A 24,326-nucleotide genomic window follows, 5' to 3' on the forward strand; every position below is an offset into this window, starting at 1 on the left:
AACCAAGTTTTCAAAACATCATTGATAACTTTTTCGTATGATTCAAAGAAAACAAACACTTTGGCTGTTACTATCGTCGATATGTAGCGGTTTAACATTCAAATTCCCCTTTTATGTGGGTACGGTAGCTCCGGGTACCCAAGGCGTAGAGGGTCCCGAACTCACCGCTACGGACAATATCTACCTTATATTACTCACAGTGGCAGTGCTGGGGCTGGCTGTAGTGTCAATTTTCCTTTTCAAAAATCGTAAAAAACAAGTCCTACTTTGTTATTTGGGTTTACTTGGCGCTCTTGGCCTTCCAGTGGTTTATTATAATTACTCCCAATATTTTCAACAAGGTGCATTTGCCTTAACATCTTTACTCACAGTACTGATAATCATAGGCTTTATATTCGCCATCCAAGGTATAAGGCGAGATGAAAAACTCATTAGGGACTTAAACAGATTAAGATAGATAACAGCTTTTACCGCATAAATTAATTACATACGGAACTTCTTTGAGGTTCCGTATTTTTTTACTTTAACACACAGTATTTTACCCCCTCGATTTATTTAAATACCTTTGCACGCAATTAAAACCCACCAAGGGAAAAATATTATTATGGCAAAAGTAAAAGTCGGTCTGGTACAGATGAGCTGTACCGCAGATAAGCAGGCAAATCTGAATAAAGCTATTGAAAAAATAAAAGAAGCTGCTTCCAAAGGGGCGCAAATTGTATGCCTACAGGAGCTTTTTACTTCTTTATATTTCTGCGATGTAGAAGATTATGAGAATTTCAAATTGGCCGAGCCTATTCCCGGCCCCTCTACTGAAACATTGCAGCAAGTAGCCAAAGAATTGGGTGTTGTAATCATTGCCTCTCTTTTCGAAAAAAGAACAGAAGGTATATACCACAACACCACGGCCGTGCTGGATGCAGATGGAAGCTACCTTGGAAAATACCGCAAAATGCACATCCCGGATGATCCGGCTTATTACGAAAAATTCTACTTTACCCCGGGCGACCTGGGTTATAAAGTTTTCAAAACCCAATTTGCTACCATCGGCGTATTAATATGCTGGGATCAGTGGTATCCAGAAGCAGCAAGAATCACAGCGCTCATGGGTGCCCAAATTCTGTTCTACCCGACTGCTATTGGTTGGGCTGCCGAACAGGATGAAGAAACCAACAAAGACCAGTACAATGCTTGGCAAACTATTCAGCGGGGTCATGCCGTAGCAAATGGTATTCCTGTGGTAAGTGTAAACCGCGTAGGCTATGAGCAGAACGGCGCCATGAAGTTCTGGGGTGGAAGCTTTGTAGCCAATGGGCAGGGTAAATTGCTTTATTTGGCATCTCACGACCAAGAAGAAACTGAAGTTGTAGAATTGGATCTGAGGGAAGCAGACAGCTTTAGAGTGCATTGGCCATTCCTCCGAGACAGAAGAATCGACTCTTATCATCCCATTACCAAGAGATTTCTTGATGAGGAATAATCTTACCGGAAAATACTAATGCTATAAAGAATAGAATGTAAGCCACGCAGTGTGCAAGATTGGATACTGTTTTGATAATAGTATGCCCAATCCTAAAGCTCCTGCAAAACTGGCCTATAACTTTAAAGCGCTATTGAAAACATCAGACAATTAAACGTATTAAATAAATGAATTCAAACAATTCCGAACTGCAGCCCTCCACGGAAGCAACATTTGTTCCCAAACAACTGGGATATTTCTTCCCTGCCGAATGGCATCCGCACGAAGCGACCTGGCTAAGCTGGCCTCATAAAGAAGCTTCTTGGCCCGGTAAGATTCATACTATTTATCCTTACTATGCGCATTTTGTAAAAGAACTGGCGAAAAGCGAAATCGTAAGGATCAATGTGGCCGATGAAGCAATGAAGAATTTTGCCATTAGGCATTTGCAAAAGCAGGAAGTAGATTTGAACAAGGTTGAATTTTATTATCATCCTACCAATGATGCGTGGTGCAGGGATCATGGTCCGGCTTTTCTTATTAATCCCGCTGCAGCAGGTTCTAAAAAAATTATTGTAGACTGGGGATATAACGCCTGGGGGGACAAATATCCTCCCTATGATTTGGACGATGATATTCCTACAAAGATTGCACGTCACTTCAAATTGCCGGTAGTATATCCCGGTATCGTAATGGAAGGTGGTTCCGTAGAATTTAACGGGAAAGGTACCGTTCTTACTTCTACCTGTTGCTTACTGAACGAAAATCGCAATCCGCATCTGAATCAGGAGCAGATTGAAAATTATCTGTATAACTATTATGGTGCTGAACAGGTATTATGGGTAGATGAAGGTATTGTGGGAGATGATACCGACGGACACATTGATGATACTATCCGATTCGTGAATGAGGATACCGTACTCACTGTGGTGGAGGAAAACAAAAACGATGAAAACTATGAGCTGCTTCAAAACAATCTGAAAAAGCTAAAGCAAATGCGGCTGCTCAATGGGAAGCAACTCAACATTATAGAACTTCCTATGCCTGATCCCGTGATTTATGAAGACCAACGATTACCGGCATCTTATGCCAATTTTTATATATGCAATAAATCGGTAATCGTGCCCACCTATCGTTGTAAAAACGACGAAAAGGCATTGAGAATTATACAGGAGCAGTTCAAGGATAGAACTGTTGTAGGCATTGACTCTACTGAAATTATATGGGGTCTGGGAAGTTTCCACTGCCTTAGCCAACAGGAACCTGCTGTATAAAGATCTATATTATTTAAAGCGAATTCAAAGAGGGTCTTACAGATATTTTGCGGTATGACTCTCTTTTACTTTTTTAATATCTGCAGGTTTTCCGGCAAACACTACTGCTCCCCCACCGTCTCCGGCTTCAGGGCCCAGGTCAATTAACCAGTCTGCGCTCTTAATCACATCCGTATTATGCTCAATTACAATAATGGAATGCCCCTGTTCTATGAGTGCATCAAATGAAGCCAGCAGTTTTTTAATATCATGAAAATGCAGGCCTGTAGTAGGCTCGTCGAAGATGAATAATATTTTGTTACTATTTCTACCCTTTCCTAAAAAAGAAGCCAGCTTCACACGTTGCGCTTCGCCACCTGAGAGCGTATCAGAGGATTGACCCAACTTAATATATCCTAAACCCACATCGCTTAAAGGCTGAATAGCTTTAGCAATTGCATCAGATATCGGTGCGAAAAATTCGATAGCCTCATCTACACTCATCTCCAAAACATCGTGAATATTCTTTCCGTTAACCTGTACTTCCAGTACTTCGTCCTTAAAACGTTTACCCACGCAACTTTCGCATACCAGATGTACATCTGCCAAGAATTGCATTTCAATAACCTGCTCACCCTCGCCTTTACAAGTATCGCATCTACCTCCATCTACATTAAATGAAAAATGCTTAGGCTGAAAACCCCGCATCTTACTTAATGGCTGTTTTGCAAAAAGATCGCGTATTTCATCATAGGCCTTGATGTAAGTAACCGGATTACTACGTGAGGACTTACCGATAGGATTCTGATCTATCAGTTCTATTTGTTGTATACTATCTACATCTCCTTTAATAGCCTTGTGAAATCCTACTTTCTCTCCTGTAAACTCTCCTTTAATTTTTTGTAGCGCAGGATAGAGTATTTGTTTAACCAATGTCGTTTTACCACTGCCGCTTACTCCGCTCACTACACATAATACATTCAGCGGAAATTCGACGGTAATATCTTTCAAATTATTGTGGCGTGCACCTTCTACAATAATAGACCGCGTCCATTTTCTTACCGTTTTAGGCGGTACAATTGATAGTGCCCCGCTGAGATATTTACCTGTGAGACTTTGAGGATTTTTGATGAGGGTTTTATAATCGCCTTCCGCCACTACTTCTCCTCCTAAGTGCGAAGCCAAAGGCCCCATATCAATAATATGATCGGCTTGCCTCATCATCATTTCATCGTGTTCCACCACTACAACGGTATTGTTCAGATCCCGCAGTTCCTTTAAAACTTTTATCAGGTTATCCGTATCTCTCGAATGCAGGCCAATGGAAGGCTCATCCAAAATGTAAAGCGAGTCGGTAAGATTGCTTCCCAAACTACGTGTTAATTGAATACGTTGACTTTCGCCGCCACTCAACGTGTTAGCCACACGATTCATTGTCAGATATCCCAATCCCACTTTAATGAGCGTATCGAGCCTACTATGTATTTCAATTAAAATACGCTTGGCGACTTCCTGCTTATGTGCCGACAATTTTAATTTATCGAACCACGCCTTCAAATCTTTTGCAGGCATTTCGCAAAGCTCACCTATATGCTTACCTCCAACTTTTACATACAAAGCTTCCTTACGAAGGCGATAGCCATTACAATCGGGACAGGTAGTTCTTCCACGATAACGACTCAGCAATACGCGGTACTGCACCTTGTAAAGATTTTGTTCTACTTCTTTGAAGAAATCATTAATACCGCCGGGCGTCTTCCATAAATAATTATACTGCTCTTTAGTTAAGTCGGCAATGGGTTTATGAATCGGAAAACCATCCTTAGAAGCATGTCTAATGAAATAGTCTTTCCATTTACCCAGTTTCTCGCCTTTCCATGGTGCTACGGCTCCTTCAAACACACTTAGCCTTTTATCGGGAATAACCAAATCTTCATCAATGCCCAATACTAGACTGAACCCTTCGCAGGTAGGACATGCACCTAATGGATTATTGAAGGAAAATAAGTTCGGTTGCGGCTCTTCAAATACCATCCCGTCTAGCTCGAATCGATTATTAAAATGTAGCAGTTTTTTCTTTCCTTTTTGAGGAATTACTTCGGCATATACATCGCCTTCGCCCTCATAAAAAGCAGTACCAACAGAGTCACTCAGACGATGCAAATCATCTTCGTCAAAATCTTTTACTACTAGACGATCTATCAGTATATATACTCGATTACCCTGTTTTGATTTAGCAGCGGGCACTTCTTTCCTCAATGCAGCATCATCCAATTCCAACAACTCTTCAATTCGTTTCACCGCCATACCTTCTTCACCTTCCTCATCCACTGCAATGCGGCTGAAACCTTTCTGCATTAAAATATTTAACTCTTCCCTTACTTCTCTGTTTTGATGTTGTTTAAATTTTACTAGGATAAATACTTTATCCCCCTGATTTAATTTTTTCAGTGCCTCTATTACATCGCCAATATCATCCTTGCGAACTTCCTGTCCCGATATTGGAGAAATAGTGGAGCCCACCCGGGCAAACAACAACCGCAAATAATCGTAAATCTCCGTCATCGTCCCTACAGTACTACGCGGTGTACGGGTAATTACTTTTTGCTCGATAGCAATTGCCGGACACAAACCTTTGATGTAATCCACATCGGGCTTGTTCATTCTGTTTAAAAACTGACGAGCATAGGCACTTAAACTCTCTGCATACTTGCGCTGCCCTTCTGCATAGAGGGTGTCAATGGTTAGAGAGGACTTTCCGGAGCCGGATACACCTGTTACTACTATTAATTTATTTCGCGGAAAACTTACAGTAACGTTTTTGAGGTTATGGACCCGTGCTCCTTTTACTATAATATCGCCTTCTTTTTTTACCTTGTTCAATTCCATTAATTAATGCTGATATAATCGCCGAGGTCACAAAAGTAGCTTCAAATTTGCTTGTTCTGAACGTTATTGTGCTGTAATTTTTCTATTTTCGCAGCATTCACCCCTGCGGTGGAACAGAGCTAAAATAGTATATGATAATCAATTATTTATAATTCATATCGGTTAATTTTAACAAAATTTTTAACAGTTTTGGGGATTTTTTTTAGTGTTTTGCAGAAGCTTAGAGTAAAATTTTCTTAACCGAAATTAAAGTAAAGAACATTTAACCTGGTATTCTCTTAAGTAATGACAGCGTATATCAAAAAAAGCGATAACGAGCTAATACATCTATTCGCAAACGGTCATGAATCAGCCCTTGATTCATTGCTGGAGAGATATAAGGACAAATTGTTCAATGCTATCCTGTACATCGTAAAAGACAAATACCACGCCGAAGACATTTCTCAGGATGTGTTTATAAAAATTATTGAAACCCTCAAAAACGGAAAATATAAAGAGGAAGGAAAATTTTTACCTTGGGCTATGCGCATTGCCCACAATCTTTGCGTAGACTATTTTAGAAAATTGAAGCGTTTCCCCTTTGCCAAAAGCAGTACAGATAATGAAATTTTGGACACCCTGAACTGTCCTGATCAAAATGTAGAAGATAAAATTATCAAAGCTCAAAGTGTGGGGAAAGCCAAGGATTTATTGGAAAAATTACCCGAAGAACAACGAGAGGTGATCATTCTGAGACATTTTGCCAATCTAAGCTTTAAGGAAATAGCAGAAATTACCGGATGCAGCATCAATACCGCTTTAGGGAGAATGAGGTATGGACTCATCAATCTTCGAAAATTAATGATAGGTAAATAATTTCATCAACCTACCGGAATTAACAGAACTTATACAATATCCCGACTAAGGAATCGTTATTATTGCGACAAAGATATTGTCATCTTGTATTTCCGTTGGGACTAAGATATTCGATTTACCTTTTCCGAATATTCTTGCCGAATACCAATCGGTTAATACAGGGTGACGACTAGATTACACCGCTTCTCATTAAGGAAGCGGTTTTTTAATACATAATAAGTCTGCATGGTATGCGCATGTGTTGTGCAGGTCTTTCCTCCTCAAGTTCTTTATCGTTGTGCTCAATATTTTCAAAAATCAATTCTGCAGCCTTTTCGCCCATTCTAAAAGAATTTTCATCAATAGCAGCAATGGGCTTGTAATCGAGATATTGTATTAGTGGAAGGTTTCCAAACCCAACAACCTCGGTTTTTTCCAGCTGCTGGGAAAACTCCTGTTTAAGAATTTTGATGACATCCAGGCTAATATAATTTTTAAAAGTAAAAAAAGCGGTAGGCGGATTGTCCAATTGCATCAATCTTCTCACAGCAGCATAAGTCTGTTCTGGCGAAAGATCTACTTCTTCTACTAAAGCAGGATCAAAAGACACTTTATATTTCATCAAAGCATCCACATAACCGTTGTATCGTTGTATGCTAGTCTTTAAAAATGAAGGCCCCATCAAATGAGCAATACGCTTATGCCCGCGCTTTAACAAATATTCCACAGCTTTTTTCGCACCTCCAACATTGTCGGTAGAAACATAATCATACTCTTGTTCCGAAAAATAACGAGCAAAAAATACAAAAGGGATCCCCGCATAAGTTAGTCGTTGGAACCGCTCTACATTTTTTGTGTTTTTTGAAACGGTAATAATGGCCCCATCCACACGATTTTTAATCATGTTTTCTATCAGCTTTTCCTCAATGTCGGCATCCTCATGTGTCTGCGAAACGATTACATTATAGTTTTTTTTGCTGGCAACTTTCTCAATTCCATTTACCGCAAGCACATAAAACTGATCAAGTAGATCAGGTACAATAACTCCTAAGGTATACGACTTGCTCTGTTTAAAGTGCCTAGCTGCCTCATTAGGAATATAATTCCACTCCTTGGCAAGCTTTTTTACACGCTCTTTGGTTAAGGCACTTATCAACGGATTATCATTAAGCGCCTTAGAAACCGTTGATACAGACATATTTAGCCGCTTGGCTATGTCTTTAATTGTAACTCCCTTTTTCACATTTGAAATATAATCATTTTTTCGACACGATACTATATTCCGAATAAATAAAAAAGCACACTACTTACCACTACTCTACACCGCATACTTAGACGTTACCAACGCAAAAAGGTTGATGCACACTTGAAAAATGCCTTAAGAAGAAATTTTACAAACAATTTCAAACGTTGTAACAGACTTTTTTGCGCCAAGCATTTTTAATGAGTGATTGTATTCTCTACTTTTACAGTGAATGATTGCTTAGACGAAATTATTGCTGTGCTATAATGAAAAGTATTAACCTAAAAAGTTAATACCATGCCAGAGGGACTGAGAAGCTGCTTATTTGCATTATAAAAACTGCAATTCCATTTAGAAGTATTGTATTGCCATAGCTATAACTCATAACATCTATGACTAGTTATTCCTTTAAAACAAAACAAAAGTACCTTATACTACTTGCATTGTGCAATCTTGCAATATACATCGCTATTGCCCAAACCCCGCAAAACAAAAATGACGATGTAATAAATGCCACTTATCAAAGATTATTTAATGAAGACAGTATTGTGTTGCTGCATAAAGAAATGCCTAAAGAGCGCCTACTGCAGGCGACAGCAACTGTGTATACGCCTCAACTAATCACTACCCCATCCCCCTCTTTCCTTCAGGCATTACCGGGAAGGTTATCAGGACTATACACCAGACAACGTAGTGGATTTCAAGATACAGACAATCCCACCGGTATCATTGATTTTAAAATTAGGGGACAAATACCGATAATATTGGTGGATGGTGTGCCTAGAGATTTTGCATCCATAGATCCCGAGTCGATCGAAGCTATCACCATTTTAAAAGATGCTCCCGCAACCGTAATGTATGGACAACGTTCTTCCAAAAACATTATTCTGGTTACAACCAAGCGCCCCACGACCCAGCCTTTCCAGATGTCCGTTACGGCCCAAAGGGGTATTCAGGATTTTCTAACCAGGTCCAAGCCCTTGTCTGCTGCGGATTACGCAATACTCTACAATGAAGCCCGCAACAACGATGGACAGCTACCTGTATATTCTGCCAGTGATATTCTAGCTTACCAAAACGGCTCTGATCCACTTTTTCATCCAGACAATGATTATAAAAAATATTTCCTCAATAAAAACGCCGCGCTGGACAGATACAATGTGAATATTCAAAGCGGCAACCAGATAGCAGCTTTTTACGTTGCATTGGATTATCAGAGAGAGGGAGGCTTTTTCAATACTGCTGATATCAATTCCTACAATACTAACACAGGTACAGATCGATACATTGTACGTTCCAACGTGAAAGTACAATTAAATAAATCTTTGAATGTAGGATTAAATATTTTTGGTCGTATACAAAACGCCAATCAACCCGGCGCTACTACAACCAATGTCTTCAATGCCATTACATTTACCCCGGCCAATGCTTACAGCATTTTCAATCCAGATGGATCATTAGGGGGCAATGACAACTTCTCCAATAATATTTATGGAATGCTAAATCATTCTGGCTATTACAAGTCCACACTCCGTGATTTATCCAGTGATATAGAAATCACTCAAAAGTTAGATGCTTGGCTGAAAGGGTTGTGGATTAAAGGAAATTTATCTTACAATAATACTGTCGATCAAACTGTAAACCGCTCTAAGAACTTTGCTACATACAGATTAAGTATTGCATCTGGGGCACCGGTATATACCCAAATCGGTACTCATTTCTTCCCAAACATTAGCATCATCTAGTGCATATGTAATGAGCGGCATGTATCAAAAACATTCCTTTCATAATGAAAAAATATTAAAAGTACAATTGGATGCATCGCAGCCTAATAATAATGCAGTATCCTATGCTTATTTTGACTTCGATAAAACCGCTGCTCAAAAAGCTGATCTTATCTTACTAAAAGTAAAAGGACATACCAACAAAACCACCGCACCATACAGAATACATGTATATGGAATAAGAACCGACAAATGGAACAGTAAAACTCTTAACTGGAATAATGCCCTTTTATTAGACGACACCGAAGCTTTAATAAATAGTGCCGCAGAAGAAGTTTTTGTTGCCGGAGAGATAGCATTTACAAATAAAGAAAAAACGCACTATCTTGACATCACAAACCTTGCAAAAAAATATACTGCCCAAGGTTTTACGTTTGTGTTTATAAGAGAAACTCGACAGCTGGGTGACGATGAAGACAAAGGCTACTACGTTAATATAAGCAATCAATCAGATAATAAACCGGAATTGATTTATTGGATAAAAAAACAATAAAGATTAAAAACAATAAATGGTATTATACGTTATTTTAAATTAGCTGTTAAATAGCATGAAAGCCCAAGAAAACATAGCAAACAATATTAATTAACAATTAACATAGAGTATTTATGGCCGATTTTAGTTTAAATGGTAAAGTAATTGTTGTTACAGGTGGCACCGGAATTTTGGGAAAATCATTTGTACAAGGAATAGCACAAGCTGGGGGGATCCCATGCATTCTAGGACGAAATGAAGCTGTAGCCAATGAGCGTGCCAGTGAAATCATTGCTGCAGGAGGAAAAGCCCTAGCCCTAAAGGCTGATGTAACAAATGAGAATGATTTAGTTAATGCAAAAGATGAAGTACTAAAACATTTCGGTAAAATTGATGGTCTGGTAAATGCCGCAGGTGGTAATATACCCGAAGCTATTGTGCAGCCCGATGCAGACCTTTTTAATTTAAATATGGATGGCCTAAGAAAAGTTGTTGAACTGAACTTATTCGGCACTGTTCTTCCCACCCAAATCTTTGGAGCAGCTATAGCACAAAACAGTACTGGAGGTTCCATTGTGAATATATCATCAATGGCATCCCAACGAGCCATAACCCGTGTGCTAGGCTATAGCTTGGCCAAAAGTGCTATAGACAGTTACACCAAATGGTTTGCTATGGAACTAGGCAATAGATACAAAGACCTCATACGAATGAACGCCATTGCACCTGGTTTCTTCCTTACCGAGCAAAACAGAACATTATTAACAAACAGCGATGGAAGCTATACTGAAAGAGGAAATCTCGTTGTTACACACACTCCATTCAAAAGACTGGGAGATGCAGACGAACTCATCGGAGCTTTGGTATGGTTACTCAGTGATGCATCCAAGTTTGTTACCGGAACAGTCATTAACGTAGATGGTGGATTTTCAATATTTAGTGGCGTTTAATGCCACTTTTTTTTTACCCTCCTTATACTTAACTTCCTATCCTATCTATCAAGTCCTGTCTCCAATCCTGCGGCCATCCTGTATTAAACATTTAAGCCTTCAACAATTTCAAACGTTGTAATAACAAGTATTGATACAATACTAAAGCTAATTGTGTATTTTAGCAATCGCCGTTGTTTTCAACAGGAACAACAGCGATTGCTTGACTTGGAGACTGTTTATAACGTAAAAAACTTTTATTTAAAATCAAAATGCTTATTAATCACAGTAGGATTGCTAGTCACATAAGCAATCCATATGCTTGCATTGTAATCTGTTAAATATTTCAGCAAAAGAACATTTTATCATTAATAAATAAAACTCGGGATACGGATTTATTAAGGATTCGTACGCCCATTATTTTAAAAAGCATATGAGAGTACTGAAACAAACTTTGCTTAGCACAATGCTAACTGCCTTCTATTTAATCCATCTGGATGCGGGGGCACAGGAGACGCTGGTAACAGGTACTGTAAAAAACTTAAACGATGAGTTTCTTGAAGCTGTATCAGTAGTTGTAAAACGCACTTCGCAAACTACGCTCACCAATCATCTTGGAGAATATTCCATTTCGGTCCAACCAAACGACTCACTCATTTTTTCTTACGCCGGCATGGAACCTCAAACCATTGGCGTATCGGGAAGGAAGGTTATAAATATTATCATGAGACCCGCTGCGGACAGAGAACAATTAGAAGACGTAGTGGTGGTTGCCTTCGGTACACAGAAAAAATCGGAAATAGTAGGTTCTGTGACTCAGGTCAAACCTGAGGAACTAAAAATCCCTTCCAGTAATCTTACTACAGCACTAGCTGGACGCGTTCCGGGCATGATTGCGTTTCAAAGAACAGGGGAACCCGGTGCAGATAATGCAGAGTTTTATATACGAGGTCTTACAACTTTTGGATATGGACGCGGTCCTTTGATTCTAATAGATGGTATTGAATCCACCACAAATGACCTTGCTCGAATTAATGTAGATGATATCCAAAGCTTCAATGTATATAAAGACGCAACAGCTACAGCATTATACGGAAGTAGGGCTGCCAATGGAGTGATTGCTATTAACACTAAAGAAGGGAAAAAGGGCAAAACCAATGTTACCCTACGCGTTGAAACGAGCCTTTCTAAGAACACAAAAGATGTGGAGCTGGCTGACCCTATTACTTATATGAAGCTTAATAACGAAGCCATCCTCACGCGCGATCCTCTGGCTCCTCTTTTATATTCTGAAGAGAAAATAGACAATACGGTTCCTGGTTCCGGTTCTTATATCTTCCCGGCAACGGACTGGCGCAAAGAATTATTCAAAGACCATACTATTAATGAACGAATAAATCTGAGTTTGAGCGGCGGAGGTGACGTTGCTAAATATTACGTAGCCGGTACCTTCACTCAGGATAATGGCCTATTGAAAGTAGACAAAAGAAATAACTTCAACAATAACATTGACTTTAAAACATACTCCTTACGCTCCAACGTAAACATGTACATATTCCCAACAACAGAGATGATTGTGAGGCTATATGGAGTTTTCGAGGATTATAATGGCCCTATTTATTCCGGAGGAGATATGTATACACGTGTGATGCGGGCTAACCCGGTACTTTTCCCTCCCTACTATCCTATAGATGAAAAGCATAAATATGTAACCCATATTATGTTTGGAAACTATGACGGCTCCTATCTCAATCCATATGCGGATATGGTAAAAGGCTACCAAGACAGAGGTCGCTCAAAAATAGGAGCGCAACTGGAGTTAAAACAAGACCTTAAAGCCATTACTCCCGGACTGAAAGCCAGAGGCCGTTTAAGCACAGACAGACACTCCTACTTTACTATTACAAGGCAATATATCCCCTTTTACTATGGGCTTTCTAACTATAACATAAGAGACAATACTTATAATATCTATCTTATCAATGAGGCACAAGGTAGAGAAACCCTTAGTTACGACGAAGGTCTTAAACAAATCAACTCAACCATATATGGTGAGGCGGCTATTGATTATTATAGAACATTGGGGGCTCATACCATCAGTGGTATGGTGATCGGATATTTTCAAGAAAGATTAAATCCTAACGCTGGCAACATTCAGGAATCGCTCCCCTTTAGAAATATCGGATTATCGGGAAGAGCTACATATGGATATAAAAATCGTTACCATGCAGAGATCAACTTTGGCTACAATGGTTCAGAACGTTTTCATCAATCACATCGGTGGGGCTTCTTCCCTTCTGCAGGTATTGCTTGGACAGTATCTAACGAGCCTTTCTTTGAAAACCTGAAAGACAAAATCAATAATCTCAAACTAAGAGCCACATATGGATACGCCGGTAAAGATGATATAGGAAGTGCCAGCGATCGCTTCTTCTACTTATCCGAAGTAAACCTCAACAATAGCAGTTATGGTGCAGTTTTCGGACGCGACAACGGATACTCTCGTCCGGGTATTTCCATTTCGCGCTACTCAGATCCGAATATTACTTGGGAAACTTCAAGAGATGCCAACTTTGCTATAGAGTTAAGTTTTCTTAGAAAATTAAATCTTATAGCCGAATACTATATACGCAATAGATACAACATTCTTCAACAACGTTCTTCAACACCGGCTTCTATGGGATTGTGGGCACAACCGCAAACCAATATAGGTGAGGCAGAAGGCAAAGGGGTTGATATAGATTTAAATTTCAATCACACCTTTAAAAACAATTACTTCATACAACTCATGGGTAATTTCACCTATGCTACCTCAAGATATAAAGTGTATGAGGATTATAATTATCCCGGAGCTCCGTGGCGCGATAGAACCGGTTATCCCATTAATCAACGCTGGGGTTATATAGCATTGGGATTATTTGCTGATGAAGCAGAGGTAGCAAACTCTCCTACTCAAGGATTCGGTGAATACATGGCCGGTGATATAAAATATAAAGACGTAAATGGCGACGGAAGGATTACCGAACTCGATATGGTTCCCATCGGCTATCCCACCACACCTGAAATAGTTTACGGGTTTGGTATCTCGGGTGGTAATGACAGATTTGACATTTCTGTTTTCTTTCAGGGTTCGGGCAGATCTTCTTTCTGGATAGATCCTGAAGCTACAGCTCCGTTCACACCTTATTACTATAACAGCGATGAACGCAATTCCGGAATCAAATATGTAAATCAGTTATTAAAAGCTTACGCTGATAGCTACTGGTCAGAGGACAACCGGGATTTGTATGCTATGTGGCCACGTCTAAGCACATATCCTATCACTAATAATATTCAGTCCAGCACATGGTTTATGCGCAACGGAGCTTTCCTGAGGCTAAAACACATAGAGATTGGATACAAGTTTACACCGCAATTATTAAAAAGAATCGGGCTCTCCTCTGCAAGACTGTATTTAAGTGGCGTAAACCTTTATACATGGAGCAAATTCAAAACATGGGATATTGAGATGGCAGGAAACGGGCTCAGATATCCGAATCAGAAGGTATACAACTTAGGCCTGTTAGTTAATTTTTAAAACTGTTAATCTGAGAGAACTATGCAACGCAAATTATTCATAATTGTTATGTTAATTACATTATCCCTTACTGCATGTAAAAAATATTTGGATGTAGTTCCGGATAATATAGCCACCATCGATCATGCATTCAACATGAGACAGCAGGCAGAGAAGTTTTTATTCACCTGCTACAGCTATCTTCCCCGACACAGTGTCTTATCGGGTTCAGCCAATGAGAATCCTGCATTAGGAGCAGGTGACGAACTTTGGTTTCACAATTTCTATCAACCTTATAGCTGGAACATAGCCCGTGGATTTCAAAACGTGGTTAATCCTTACAACAATTTCTGGCAGGGCACACAAGGCGGTAAAGACTTATATCAGGGCATTAGCGATTGCAATATCTTTCTTGAAAATATAGGTAGAACACCCGATATAGATCAGAGTGAAAGACTCCGGTGGATTGCCGAAGTAAAGTTCCTGAAAGCTTATTATCATTATTATCTCACAAGAATGTATGGCCCCATTCCTATTAAAAGAGTAAACTTACCCATCAATGCCGATCCGGAAACGGTGCGTGTCTTCAGAGATCCGGTTGACTCTTGTTTTAATTATGTAGTACAGTTATTAGATGAAGCCATTGCTGACTTACCGGATCTCATCACGAATGAAGCAGATGAATTAGGACGTGTTACTAAGCCCATTGCACTAGCTATTAAAGCCGAGGTACTAGTTACGGCTGCCAGTCCTCTTTTCAATGGCAATCCGGATTATGCCAACTTCAAAGACAGTAGAGGTGTACAATTATTCAATCCTGTGTACGATCCTGAAAAATGGGTAAAGGCTAAAGAAGCCTGTAAAGAAGCTATTGATGCTTGTCATGCTGCAGGACATAAGCTGTATTATTACAGCCAAAGTGTGAGACAATATAATGTACCGGAAGTGATTCGCACGCAGATGAACATTCGAAATGCATTCAATGAAAAGTGGAATGCCGAAATTGTTTGGGGTAATACCAACAGTATGGTGGACAACCTTCAGATTCAATCTACACCAAGAGGCCTAGATCCCGCACTCAGAGCTTCACGCAGTACCTTAGGGAATTGTGCAGTGCCATTAAAAATTGCAGCGCTTTATTATTCCAAAAATGGGGTTCCCATCGAAGAAGATAATAGCTGGAATTACGGCGCACGTTTTAATCTTACCCAAGGTACCCCCGAAAACAAATATTATATCGTTAATGAATATACAACTGTCCGTTTTAATGTGGATCGAGAGCCTCGGTATTATGCTAACCTAGGATTCGATGGTGGCGTTTGGTACGGACAGGGTAAATTTGACGCAGATGATACATGGTATGTTTCCTCAAAGAAAGGTGAACCTGCGGCTAATATTGCTAACGACAGTTATAACAGTACAGGCATCTGGCCGAAGAAATACGTCAACTATGTAAATGTTATCCAAAGTAATACTTACTCCAGAGAAAATTATCCTTGGCCGATAATTAGATTAGCAAACCTGTATCTCCTATACGCTGAAGCATTGAATGAAGTAAACGGTCCCTCCAATGAAGTATACTACTATTTGGACTTAATCAGACAGAGAGCCGGATTGCCCGGCGTAGTAGATGCTTGGACGGCATACTCTACTAATCCTACCAAACCATCAACTAAAGAAGGACTCAGAGAGATTATACACAGAGAGCGTGCTATCGAACTCATGTTTGAAGGACAACGATTCTGGGACTTAAGAAGATGGAAAAAAGCAATTGACGAGTTAAATCAACCCATTACTGGGTGGGATATCGATCAGGTAACTCCGGCAGGTTATTATCGTGAGAAAGTACTATATCAACAAACATTCGGACTCAAGGATTATTTATGGCCGATACGTGAAGTAGAAATATTTGCCAATAATAATACGGTACAAAACCCTGGTTGGTAATAAATTTTCAAGTAATAAACAAGATTATGATGAACAGATTGCACATAACATATATTTCAATGTTTTGCTGCCTGACGTTAATATGGGCATGCTCCAGAGAAAAATATATTGGACCTTTAGAAGATGGACCGGCACCGGGTTCCGTATCTGTAGTCTCTGTAAGAGCATTACCCGGAGCCGCAGTTGTAAAATACAAGCTTCCTACAGACGCTAATCTACGTTATGTAAAAGCAGTATATGAAATAAGACCCGGAGTAAAAAGAGAAAGTATTGCTTCTCAATACGTAGATAGTATTTTGGTGGATGGTTTTCCTGCAGTAAAGGAGTATGAGATACAGCTATATGCAGTAAGCGAAGGTGAAAAACCATCTCAACCCGTTAGTGTAAAGTTCACGCCACTTACACCCCCCTTGCTGGAAGCTTTTAATACATTTGAGTTCAGCGAAACATTCGGCGGCACTACAATTTCTTTTAGTAATAGTGGAGAAGCTAGTCTGGCAGTAACCTTATTAACTACAGACTCTTCGGGGAAGCTGACTGAGGTAGAAACTTACTATACCAAATCTGCACAGGGAAGATATTCTTTACGCGGATTTCCTAGCGTGCCTCGACTATTTGGAGCTGTAATCAGAGATCGTTGGGGTAATTATTCTGATACTATTACCGAAACGATTACACCTATCTTCGAAGAAATGATTCCTAAGGATCAGTTTCGCATTGTGGCATTACCTACCGATGTTGCCGGAGGTCATGCCAACGCTAGCTGGACACTAGATAAGTTATGGGATGGCAACTATGGATCGGGGTCAGCTCCGTTCCATACGCGCCCTGGCTCAGGAATCCCTCAGTGGTTTACAATTGATATGGGTAGATTATGTTACCTAAGCCGGTATAAATTCTATCACCGATACGGCACGCAATATGTTTATCAGTTAGGCGCGCCTCGTAAATGGGAAGTATGGGGCTCTGCTACAGCGCCTGATCCTTCGGGTAGTTGGAACGGCTGGATTAAACTCATGGATTGCGAATCCTACAAACCCTCGGGCGAGGGACCGATTACAGCAGAAGATGCAACATTTGCATCAGAACAAGGAGAAGACTTTGTATTTCCGGAACAGATTCCCGTAAGATATCTGAGATTCAAGATAAATGAAACCTGGGGTTACCTTGACTATATTTATATAGCAGAACTAACCTTCTGGGGAGATGCAGATATAACACCATAAACACTTACCTATCCCAATGAATAAAATATGAAAAAGTATAGTTTTCTTACAATATTAGCATTGATGATCCTACTTTTGAGCACCTGCTCTAAGATGGATGATACCTATAAAGAGTATCTTAACTATGGCCAATCAAAATATCCCGGAAAACCGGTGCAGGTAAAAGTACTTCCGGGTTATAATCGACTTATACTAACATGGACCAATTCAGCCGATCCTAAGGTTACTCACGCCAAGGTGTATTGGAACAATCGTGCAGACTCGGTTCAAGTGCCAATTGATCCCTCGATCGAATCAGTATATATCCCTTTCAATAATATGCCTGAAGGGCCATATGTATTTGAAATATACACATTCGATAAAGAAGGGAACAGTTCAATTAAGGTTGAGGCTATTGGCCGGGTTTATGGAGATGTATACAAGTCCAGACTCTTGTCGCGACCTATTAATGATGCCACCGTTGTTAACGACAGCTTAAACATCCTATGGGGTAGTCTGTCGGATACAACAATTATCGGAACAGAAGTGAAATACATAGACAATAATGATGAACCAAGGCTGTTCTTTATCGACAAAAGCGTCTTACTTTCTATGACTCCCGACTTCTCGCGGGGAGATATTGAGTACCGAACCGTATATCTGCCTGTTAATGCCATCGACACTTTCTATACAGATTGGGTGGGAATGTATGTAAAAGGGCAGAGATACCCCTTACCTAAAGATGGTTGGGTAGCTACAGCATCCAGCTTTGATACTCGCCCGGGTAGTAGCTACAGACCTCCATCTAATCTTATTGACAATAACCCCAGTACTTTATGGGTAAATCAAATATCGCCGCAAACTTATTATCCGCACTGGGCAGCCATTGATATGGGAGATGTAAAATCTATTGAAGGATTCATCGTACGACAAAGACCAGAAAACGTAAATCCTGTAAAAGATATCGAATTGTATACCAGTATGGATGGTGTTAACTGGACGTTCCATATGAAATACACACTCGAAAACCGTGCAGGTGCGGAGCATTATATTGATTTACCGGAGACTACACAAGCTCGCCATATTAAATTGATTGCATTGAATGATTACGGAAATTCAAACAATGTAGCCTTAGCTGAATTTGGAGCTTATGCACGCTAAAGTGCACACATAGAGCCACTTAAATAAATTAAATAAGTTAAGTTAAATATTCAAACACCTTCGTCATAACCATCTACTCGTGCTCACATCACAAAAGTTCCCCAAAGGGGAACTTTTTTCATTTCTAGAAGCCTTCCATCACCCTTCACAAAATCGTTTTTTCACTAAAGCTGCTACCAGCAACGACTTCGGAATAAAATTTTCTATTTCAAACGTTGTAAATAGGGATTACAGGTGATCAAAAGTGCAAAGTCTCAAGTTGTAATAGATATTATTTATTATTGTTTCACTCAATTGCCTATACTCTTTTGAGCTTGCCAGTTTTTCATTTGAAAAATCATTTACAGTTTAAACGTTAAAGCCATTCGTATGAAAAAGTATTTATCAAAAAAACGGCCCAGAAAAACTTTGCTTGCATTTACTTTTCTAAGCTCTCTATTCATTATTCCTCACTTCACAAAGGCACAAAATCAGGAAGTCAGGGGTAGGGTTATTGACGAACAACAAAAACCCATGAAGGGAGTAAGTGTTATTGTTAATAATACAACCCTAGGTACAGCAACGAACGATAGTGGCTACTATCATATTTCGGGAGTGCCAGCAAATGGTACACTCGTATTTAGCCATACCGGCTATAACAATCAGGAAGTTCAGGTGGGTGGTCGCGCAGTAGTAGATGTAACAATGACGCCCATCGCCTCTAGCATGGACGAAGTAGTGGCCATCGGTTATGCTACGGCACGCAGAAGAGATGTTACAGGAGCTGTAGCATCGGTCAAAGCCACCAATCTCGAAAAAGAATCGCCCCGATCGGTTCAGGATCTTTTAAGAGGTAATGCTGCCGGTATTATTGTGGGTATGACTAACGATGCAAAATCTACTGCCAGCTTTCTGGTGAGAGGTAGTGGAACACTGAAAGCAAGTAACAGTCCACTGAATGTCGTGGACGGAGTGATATTTGACGGTGCTTTTACAGACATCAACCCCAACGATATTGAGTCTATCGACATTCTTAAAGATGCGAGTGCTACTGCTGTATTTGGAGCCAGAGCCGCCAACGGAGTTATTTTGATTACTACCAAAAAAGGTGCAAGAGGTAAGCCCCGTATCACTTTTAATAGTAATATAGGCTTCGTAAAAGAAGTAGGAACGCCCCGTGTAATGAATGCTGAAGAATTTCTTAAATGGCGCTATGATTATGAAATGGGGAAAAACAACGATGCTTACCACCAACAATATCCAGAGAAGTTTGTAGATCCGCGAAAACTTCAAAACGTAGATCCCTTGACATGGTACAACTACGACATGCAGACTCCCGTTACCTCTGTTACCGAGGAAGAATTAATACGCATGTGGTTATCCCGCCTAGAGTTAAAAGCGCCCGAAATTGAAAACTATTTAAATAATAAAATTACAAACTGGCAAAAACTAGTTTTCCAGAAAGGGTTCCAGCAGGATTATTCAGTAAGTGTATCTAATAGAAATGATCAATCCAATTATTATTTCTCCTTAAACTATGTGGATCGTAAAGGAGTGATTGTTGGGGATCGTTATAAAAATTTTCGTACTAGGTTAAATCTGGAATCGAAAATCACGTCCTTCTTAAAAGTAGGCGCTAATACAAACTTCGCCGTACGTGATGAAGGTTTTCTCCAAGCTGACTGGGGACAAATGACCAACATCTCTCCTTTTGGCTCCAATAATCTGGATGATCCCAATAGCCCGTTCAGACGACTGCCCACCGGAGACCCCACTCCTGTCAATCCATTCCACGACAATCTTTATCGGGATAGAAAGGACATGTATAATACCTTAAACTCAAGTATCTATGGTATTATCAATCTACCTTTGGGTATAGAATTCCAGTCCACCTACACGCCTTCCTTCGTATGGAGAGAATTCTATAACCACGAATCCTCCAAAAACCCGCAATGGACGGCAACCGGGGGCTCCAGCGAGCGTACATTCGAAAAAACCTTCAACTGGCAAATAGATAATATCATCAGATGGAAACGTCGCTTTAACGAACATAATGTTGAAGTAACTTTATTACAGAATGCTGAAAAGGGTCAGAGGTGGCGCACTACCGCCAAATCTTCACAATATAGTCCCAGCGACATTCTGGGTTATCACCGCTTGCAGGCAGGGGCTGTTCCTTTAGCCGAAAGTGATGATACTTATAGAACTGGTGATGCATTAATGGGAAGAGTGTTCTATTCTTTCAAAGATCGCTATATGATTACAGCATCTGTGCGTCGCGATGGGTATTCCGCTTTCGGTTCTCAAAATCCCCGTGCTACATTCCCCGCATTGGCATTTGCCTGGGATTTCTCAGAAGAAAAATTCATGAGCAATATCCAATGGCTCGATTATTCCAAATTAAGACTTTCATGGGGTAGAAACGGAAACAGAGAAATTGGTATTTATGACGCATTGTCTGATATGACCTCCGGCCTACACCCGTATATAGATCAAAACGGCAACATTTATCTGTACTCTCAGCTATATGTTAACCGTATGGCCAATCTGGCTCTGAAATGGGAAGCTAAAGAGTCCTACAACCTAGGGCTTGACTTCGGATTGTTCAATAACAGATTAAGTGGTAGCATTGATGCTTATATCGCTACAACCAAAGACTTATTGGTGGATCGCGTGCTTCCGGAAATTATCGGATTCAATAGCGTAGCTGCCAATCTAGGTAAAATGGAAAATAAAGGCTTCGAATTTACCCTCACAGGAGATATTATCCGTAAGAGTGATATCAAATGGACCTCTTCCGTAATCTTCATGCTGAATCGCAGGAAAATCAAGAGTCTTTATGGCGATATGATCGACATTTTGGATGAGAACGGCAATGTAATCGGTCAAAAAGAAGCAGATGATATTAAGAATGGCTGGTTCATAGGTCAGGATCCAGATAGATACTGGCATTATGAACGCATTGGCGTATGGCAAATCGGCGAAGAAGCCGAAGCAGCCAAATATGGTAATCAGCCGGGCGATTTCAAATATAAGGATCAAAACGGAGACGGTATTCTTTCCAATGAAGATCGCATCTTCCAAGGATACTCTACACCGCGCTTCCGCTGGTCATGGAGAAATGATATTGATTACAAAAACTTCAATCTCTCTTTCTTCCTTTACTCCAATTGGGGACAAATGGGAACATTCAACCGTGCGGCTAATAATGCCAGCTTTACAGACAGGACTACTGATTATGCAATGCCCAGATGGACTCCAGACAATCCGATCAATGATTATGCACGCATAGGTTCTAAAAACCTAGGCAATAATTATGTGGAGCGCTCATTCATTCGACTCGAAAGCGTTGCGCTTTCTTATGCTGTCCCCAAACACATACTTAACAAAATAAATGTAATGGGACTGAGAATATCAGCATCAATAAGAAATGCTGCTGTATGGGCCCCTAAATGGAAATTCGGAGATCCAGAATCAGGCGCCAACCCTACACCCCGCACCTACAACTTAAGCTTTAACTTAACCCTTTAATCATTGATACTATGAAACAGAAACATATATATAAAAGTGCATTGCTTGTATCAGCGCTTGCTCTTTCACTTGCAGCATGTAAAAAAGATTGGCTCAAACCAAAGCCCCTATCATTTTACGAGCCTGGTGTAGCACTATCAGATGTGCAGGGCATGTATTCTGCGCTTACTTCCTGCGAAAGAAACATGCGCCATGAGTTTTTTGGAGACGGCTCTCCTATTCTTACCGAAATCATCCAATCCGATGTTGCCGTGGAAGGAACTACAGACAAGGCAGGTCCTCAAATGGATATGGATATATCCTTGTTGCCTGATGCAGACCTAAATAATGTGAATACAACTCGCGTCGGATGGTATTGGTACGAGGGATACAAAGGCATTAAATACGCCAACTCCGTTATTGCCAGAATAGATAATGCGCAATTTACAAGCGAAGAAGAAAGAAACGCTGTACTAGGTGCCGCATATTTTCAGAGGGCTTATCGCTATTTCAAATTAACCCACCAATTTGGAGATGTACCTTACATCGGTGATGAAATCAGCGAACCCAAATATGACTTCTATTCATACGATCGTTGGACTATTTTGGAGCAGATGAAAAAAGACCTAGAGTTTGCATACCAATGGGTGCCGGATAATGTAGACCGTGGCCGCACTTCCAAATCTGCATGTGGAGTATTGTTGATGAAAATCTGCATGGTGCTTGGAGATTTTGATCGCGCCATCACCATCGGCAAAGAGATCGTTGCAGCTCACCCTTTGATGAAACAACGTTTTACTTCTAACAGGAATAAACCTAATACCAATCTGATGTTTGACCTCCACAGTGTAGAAGCTAAGTTGGACATGTCAAATACCGAGGGATTGATGTATGTGGTAGCTTATCCGGAAGTAACTGGTTCCGATCGTATACAAAGCATGCGCAACGCCGTTCCCTTCTGGAATAGTGGTAGTGTAATTACACCTGATGGCAGAACCGGTACCAATGTCACACCGGCTGCCGATGAAACAGACCCTACCATGGATTTGAACAAAACTTATGGCCGCGGAATCGGGCGATTAAGGTCGACATGGTACTTTACCAATGATATCTGGCGCGCCGATAAGGAAGCGAATGACATGCGTGGTATTCACAACCGTGATAGCTGGAAACGAATGGAAGATTTGAGATATAATCACCCTAATCTGAAAACAGGGTCCAGTCCCAGTCCATGGTATGGCAAGAACTTAGTAAAACCGGCTTCTATGAGTGTGGAAGACACTATCCGGTGTTGGTATCCATGGCCTCATTATAAGGTGTTTGTCCCCGATCCACTACAAACACAATGGGCAGGTGGAGAAACTCCTTGGTATATCTATCGTTCTGCCGAAGTATATCTGCTACTAGCCGAATGCTATTACTGGAAAGGGCAACCAGCAGAAGCCGCAGTGGCACTGAATGAAGTTCGTACTAGAGCCGGCGCAGAACCCCTTACTGCCGCTGATATAAACATTGGAGAAATTCTTGATGAAAGAGCCCGTGAATTATATTATGAAGAAAACAGACATATTGAACTCGTTCGTATATCTTATATCTACGCAAGAACGGGTAAGTCTTGCGAAGTTTTCGGTGGGCGTGTGTATAAATTAGAAAATCTAAGCGGACCAGGAGGTACTAATGCCAACGTCAAACAAATGGGCATCAACTTTTGGTACGATTGGGTTGTGACTAAGAACAACTTCTACAACAAAGGTGTAAAACACAAATGGGCAGAATACAAAATCAGTGTACACCATATATTATGGCCGGTACCTTCCACAGTAATCACTACCAATATTAAAGGTGTAATCAATCAGAACATCGGATATCCCGGTGCCGAAAACAATGTACCACCATTAAGAGTAGAGGTGCAATAATGCAATATATAAGCAGTTTTTCTCAGGAATACCATTCTGAATAATCAGAATGGTATTCATTTTTAAACTCAAAATAGATTAGCAAAACAGGCTGAATATCGACTCTTTAAACATCATTTTTTCAGCTTAAATATTTCAAACGTTGTAATACAAATTACTCTTCCAAAAATCATCAGAACAAAGATTTAT

General features: G+C 40.3%; 15 protein-coding genes. 13 read left to right on the forward strand and 2 right to left on the reverse strand.

Annotation, left to right across the window (positions count from 1 at the left end; translation table 11 throughout):
• The first annotated feature begins 37 nt into the window (after positions 1-37).
• From PIECOFPK_RS12055 to PIECOFPK_RS12065, 3 genes are all read left to right on the forward strand, one after another.
• The gene (locus PIECOFPK_RS12055) at positions 38-457 is read left to right on the forward strand and encodes a DUF4293 domain-containing protein (protein ID WP_330974039.1); all 420 of its coding nucleotides are present in this window, start codon (positions 38-40) and stop codon (positions 455-457) included.
• A 147-nt stretch (positions 458-604) separates the two neighbouring features.
• Complete coding sequence (locus PIECOFPK_RS12060) at positions 605-1,480, forward strand: carbon-nitrogen hydrolase (protein ID WP_330974038.1); 876 nt, start codon at positions 605-607, stop codon at positions 1,478-1,480.
• A gap of 167 nt (positions 1,481-1,647) precedes the next feature.
• Positions 1,648-2,733 (forward strand): agmatine/peptidylarginine deiminase, encoded by a 1,086-nt coding sequence (locus tag PIECOFPK_RS12065; RefSeq protein WP_409966002.1) that lies wholly within the window; start codon positions 1,648-1,650, stop codon positions 2,731-2,733.
• A 36-nt stretch (positions 2,734-2,769) separates the two neighbouring features.
• On the opposite strand, the gene uvrA is transcribed toward PIECOFPK_RS12065, so the two are convergent.
• Positions 2,770-5,601 (reverse strand): excinuclease ABC subunit UvrA, encoded by a 2,832-nt coding sequence (uvrA, locus tag PIECOFPK_RS12070; RefSeq protein ID WP_409966003.1) that lies wholly within the window; start codon positions 5,599-5,601, stop codon positions 2,770-2,772.
• A 285-nt stretch (positions 5,602-5,886) separates the two neighbouring features.
• Between uvrA and PIECOFPK_RS12075 the strand changes: the two genes are divergently transcribed.
• Entirely contained in the window at positions 5,887-6,456 is a 570-nt protein-coding gene (locus PIECOFPK_RS12075; RefSeq protein WP_330974035.1) for an RNA polymerase sigma factor, read from the forward strand.
• A 205-nt stretch (positions 6,457-6,661) separates the two neighbouring features.
• Here PIECOFPK_RS12075 and PIECOFPK_RS12080 read toward each other — a convergent pair whose 3' ends face one another.
• The gene (locus PIECOFPK_RS12080; RefSeq protein ID WP_409966004.1) at positions 6,662-7,678 is read right to left on the reverse strand and encodes a LacI family DNA-binding transcriptional regulator; all 1,017 of its coding nucleotides are present in this window, start codon (positions 7,676-7,678) and stop codon (positions 6,662-6,664) included.
• 392 nt (positions 7,679-8,070) lie between these two features.
• On the opposite strand from PIECOFPK_RS12080, the gene PIECOFPK_RS12085 reads away from it, so the two are divergent.
• The 9 genes from PIECOFPK_RS12085 (at position 8,071) to PIECOFPK_RS12125 (ending at position 24,137) form a co-directional block, all read left to right on the forward strand.
• A complete protein-coding gene (locus PIECOFPK_RS12085) occupies positions 8,071-9,423 on the forward strand; it encodes a TonB-dependent receptor plug domain-containing protein (RefSeq protein ID WP_409966005.1) in 1,353 nt (450 codons plus the stop codon).
• Between the two features lie 10 nt (positions 9,424-9,433).
• Positions 9,434-9,955, forward strand: a complete 522-nt coding sequence (locus tag PIECOFPK_RS12090; protein WP_409966006.1) for a DNRLRE domain-containing protein — start codon at positions 9,434-9,436, stop codon at positions 9,953-9,955.
• Between the two features lie 113 nt (positions 9,956-10,068).
• Positions 10,069-10,884, forward strand: a complete 816-nt coding sequence (locus tag PIECOFPK_RS12095) for an SDR family oxidoreductase (protein ID WP_330974024.1) — start codon at positions 10,069-10,071, stop codon at positions 10,882-10,884.
• Positions 10,885-11,296: 412 nt separating this feature from the next.
• Positions 11,297-14,440 carry a SusC/RagA family TonB-linked outer membrane protein gene (locus PIECOFPK_RS12100; protein WP_409966007.1) on the forward strand — a complete coding sequence of 1,048 codons (3,144 nt, stop codon included), beginning with the start codon at positions 11,297-11,299 and terminating at the stop codon, positions 14,438-14,440.
• A 48-nt stretch (positions 14,441-14,488) separates the two neighbouring features.
• Positions 14,489-16,366 (forward strand): RagB/SusD family nutrient uptake outer membrane protein, encoded by a 1,878-nt coding sequence (locus tag PIECOFPK_RS12105; RefSeq protein WP_330974022.1) that lies wholly within the window; start codon positions 14,489-14,491, stop codon positions 16,364-16,366.
• Positions 16,367-16,392: 26 nt separating this feature from the next.
• Positions 16,393-17,592 carry a DUF5000 domain-containing lipoprotein gene (locus PIECOFPK_RS12110; RefSeq protein ID WP_409966008.1) on the forward strand — a complete coding sequence of 400 codons (1,200 nt, stop codon included), beginning with the start codon at positions 16,393-16,395 and terminating at the stop codon, positions 17,590-17,592.
• A 27-nt stretch (positions 17,593-17,619) separates the two neighbouring features.
• Positions 17,620-18,732 carry a DUF4998 domain-containing protein gene (locus PIECOFPK_RS12115; protein WP_330974020.1) on the forward strand — a complete coding sequence of 371 codons (1,113 nt, stop codon included), beginning with the start codon at positions 17,620-17,622 and terminating at the stop codon, positions 18,730-18,732.
• Between the two features lie 369 nt (positions 18,733-19,101).
• Positions 19,102-22,242 carry a SusC/RagA family TonB-linked outer membrane protein gene (locus PIECOFPK_RS12120; protein WP_330974019.1) on the forward strand — a complete coding sequence of 1,047 codons (3,141 nt, stop codon included), beginning with the start codon at positions 19,102-19,104 and terminating at the stop codon, positions 22,240-22,242.
• 11 nt (positions 22,243-22,253) lie between these two features.
• The gene (locus PIECOFPK_RS12125) at positions 22,254-24,137 is read left to right on the forward strand and encodes a RagB/SusD family nutrient uptake outer membrane protein (RefSeq protein WP_330974018.1); all 1,884 of its coding nucleotides are present in this window, start codon (positions 22,254-22,256) and stop codon (positions 24,135-24,137) included.
• The last annotated feature ends 189 nt before the right edge of the window (positions 24,138-24,326 follow it).

Source organism: Chitinophagaceae bacterium C216, assembly GCA_028485475.2.
GTDB classification, from domain to species: Bacteria; Bacteroidota; Bacteroidia; order Chitinophagales; family Chitinophagaceae; genus Niabella; species Niabella composti.

Coding starts and splice junctions, on each gene's coding strand:
- PIECOFPK_RS12095 (WP_330974024.1), top strand. CDS start 10,069: ATGGCCGATTTTAGTTTAAATGGTAAAGTAATTGTTGTTACAGGTGGC.
- uvrA (WP_409966003.1), bottom strand. CDS start 5,601: ATGGAATTGAACAAGGTAAAAAAAGAAGGCGATATTATAGTAAAAGGA.
- PIECOFPK_RS12055 (WP_330974039.1), top strand. CDS start 38: ATGATTCAAAGAAAACAAACACTTTGGCTGTTACTATCGTCGATATGT.
- PIECOFPK_RS12090 (WP_409966006.1), top strand. CDS start 9,434: ATGAGCGGCATGTATCAAAAACATTCCTTTCATAATGAAAAAATATTA.
- PIECOFPK_RS12060 (WP_330974038.1), top strand. CDS start 605: ATGGCAAAAGTAAAAGTCGGTCTGGTACAGATGAGCTGTACCGCAGAT.
- PIECOFPK_RS12110 (WP_409966008.1), top strand. CDS start 16,393: ATGATGAACAGATTGCACATAACATATATTTCAATGTTTTGCTGCCTG.
- PIECOFPK_RS12115 (WP_330974020.1), top strand. CDS start 17,620: ATGAAAAAGTATAGTTTTCTTACAATATTAGCATTGATGATCCTACTT.
- PIECOFPK_RS12085 (WP_409966005.1), top strand. CDS start 8,071: ATGACTAGTTATTCCTTTAAAACAAAACAAAAGTACCTTATACTACTT.
- PIECOFPK_RS12125 (WP_330974018.1), top strand. CDS start 22,254: ATGAAACAGAAACATATATATAAAAGTGCATTGCTTGTATCAGCGCTT.
- PIECOFPK_RS12105 (WP_330974022.1), top strand. CDS start 14,489: ATGTTAATTACATTATCCCTTACTGCATGTAAAAAATATTTGGATGTA.
- PIECOFPK_RS12100 (WP_409966007.1), top strand. CDS start 11,297: ATGAGAGTACTGAAACAAACTTTGCTTAGCACAATGCTAACTGCCTTC.
- PIECOFPK_RS12075 (WP_330974035.1), top strand. CDS start 5,887: ATGACAGCGTATATCAAAAAAAGCGATAACGAGCTAATACATCTATTC.
- PIECOFPK_RS12120 (WP_330974019.1), top strand. CDS start 19,102: ATGAAAAAGTATTTATCAAAAAAACGGCCCAGAAAAACTTTGCTTGCA.
- PIECOFPK_RS12065 (WP_409966002.1), top strand. CDS start 1,648: ATGAATTCAAACAATTCCGAACTGCAGCCCTCCACGGAAGCAACATTT.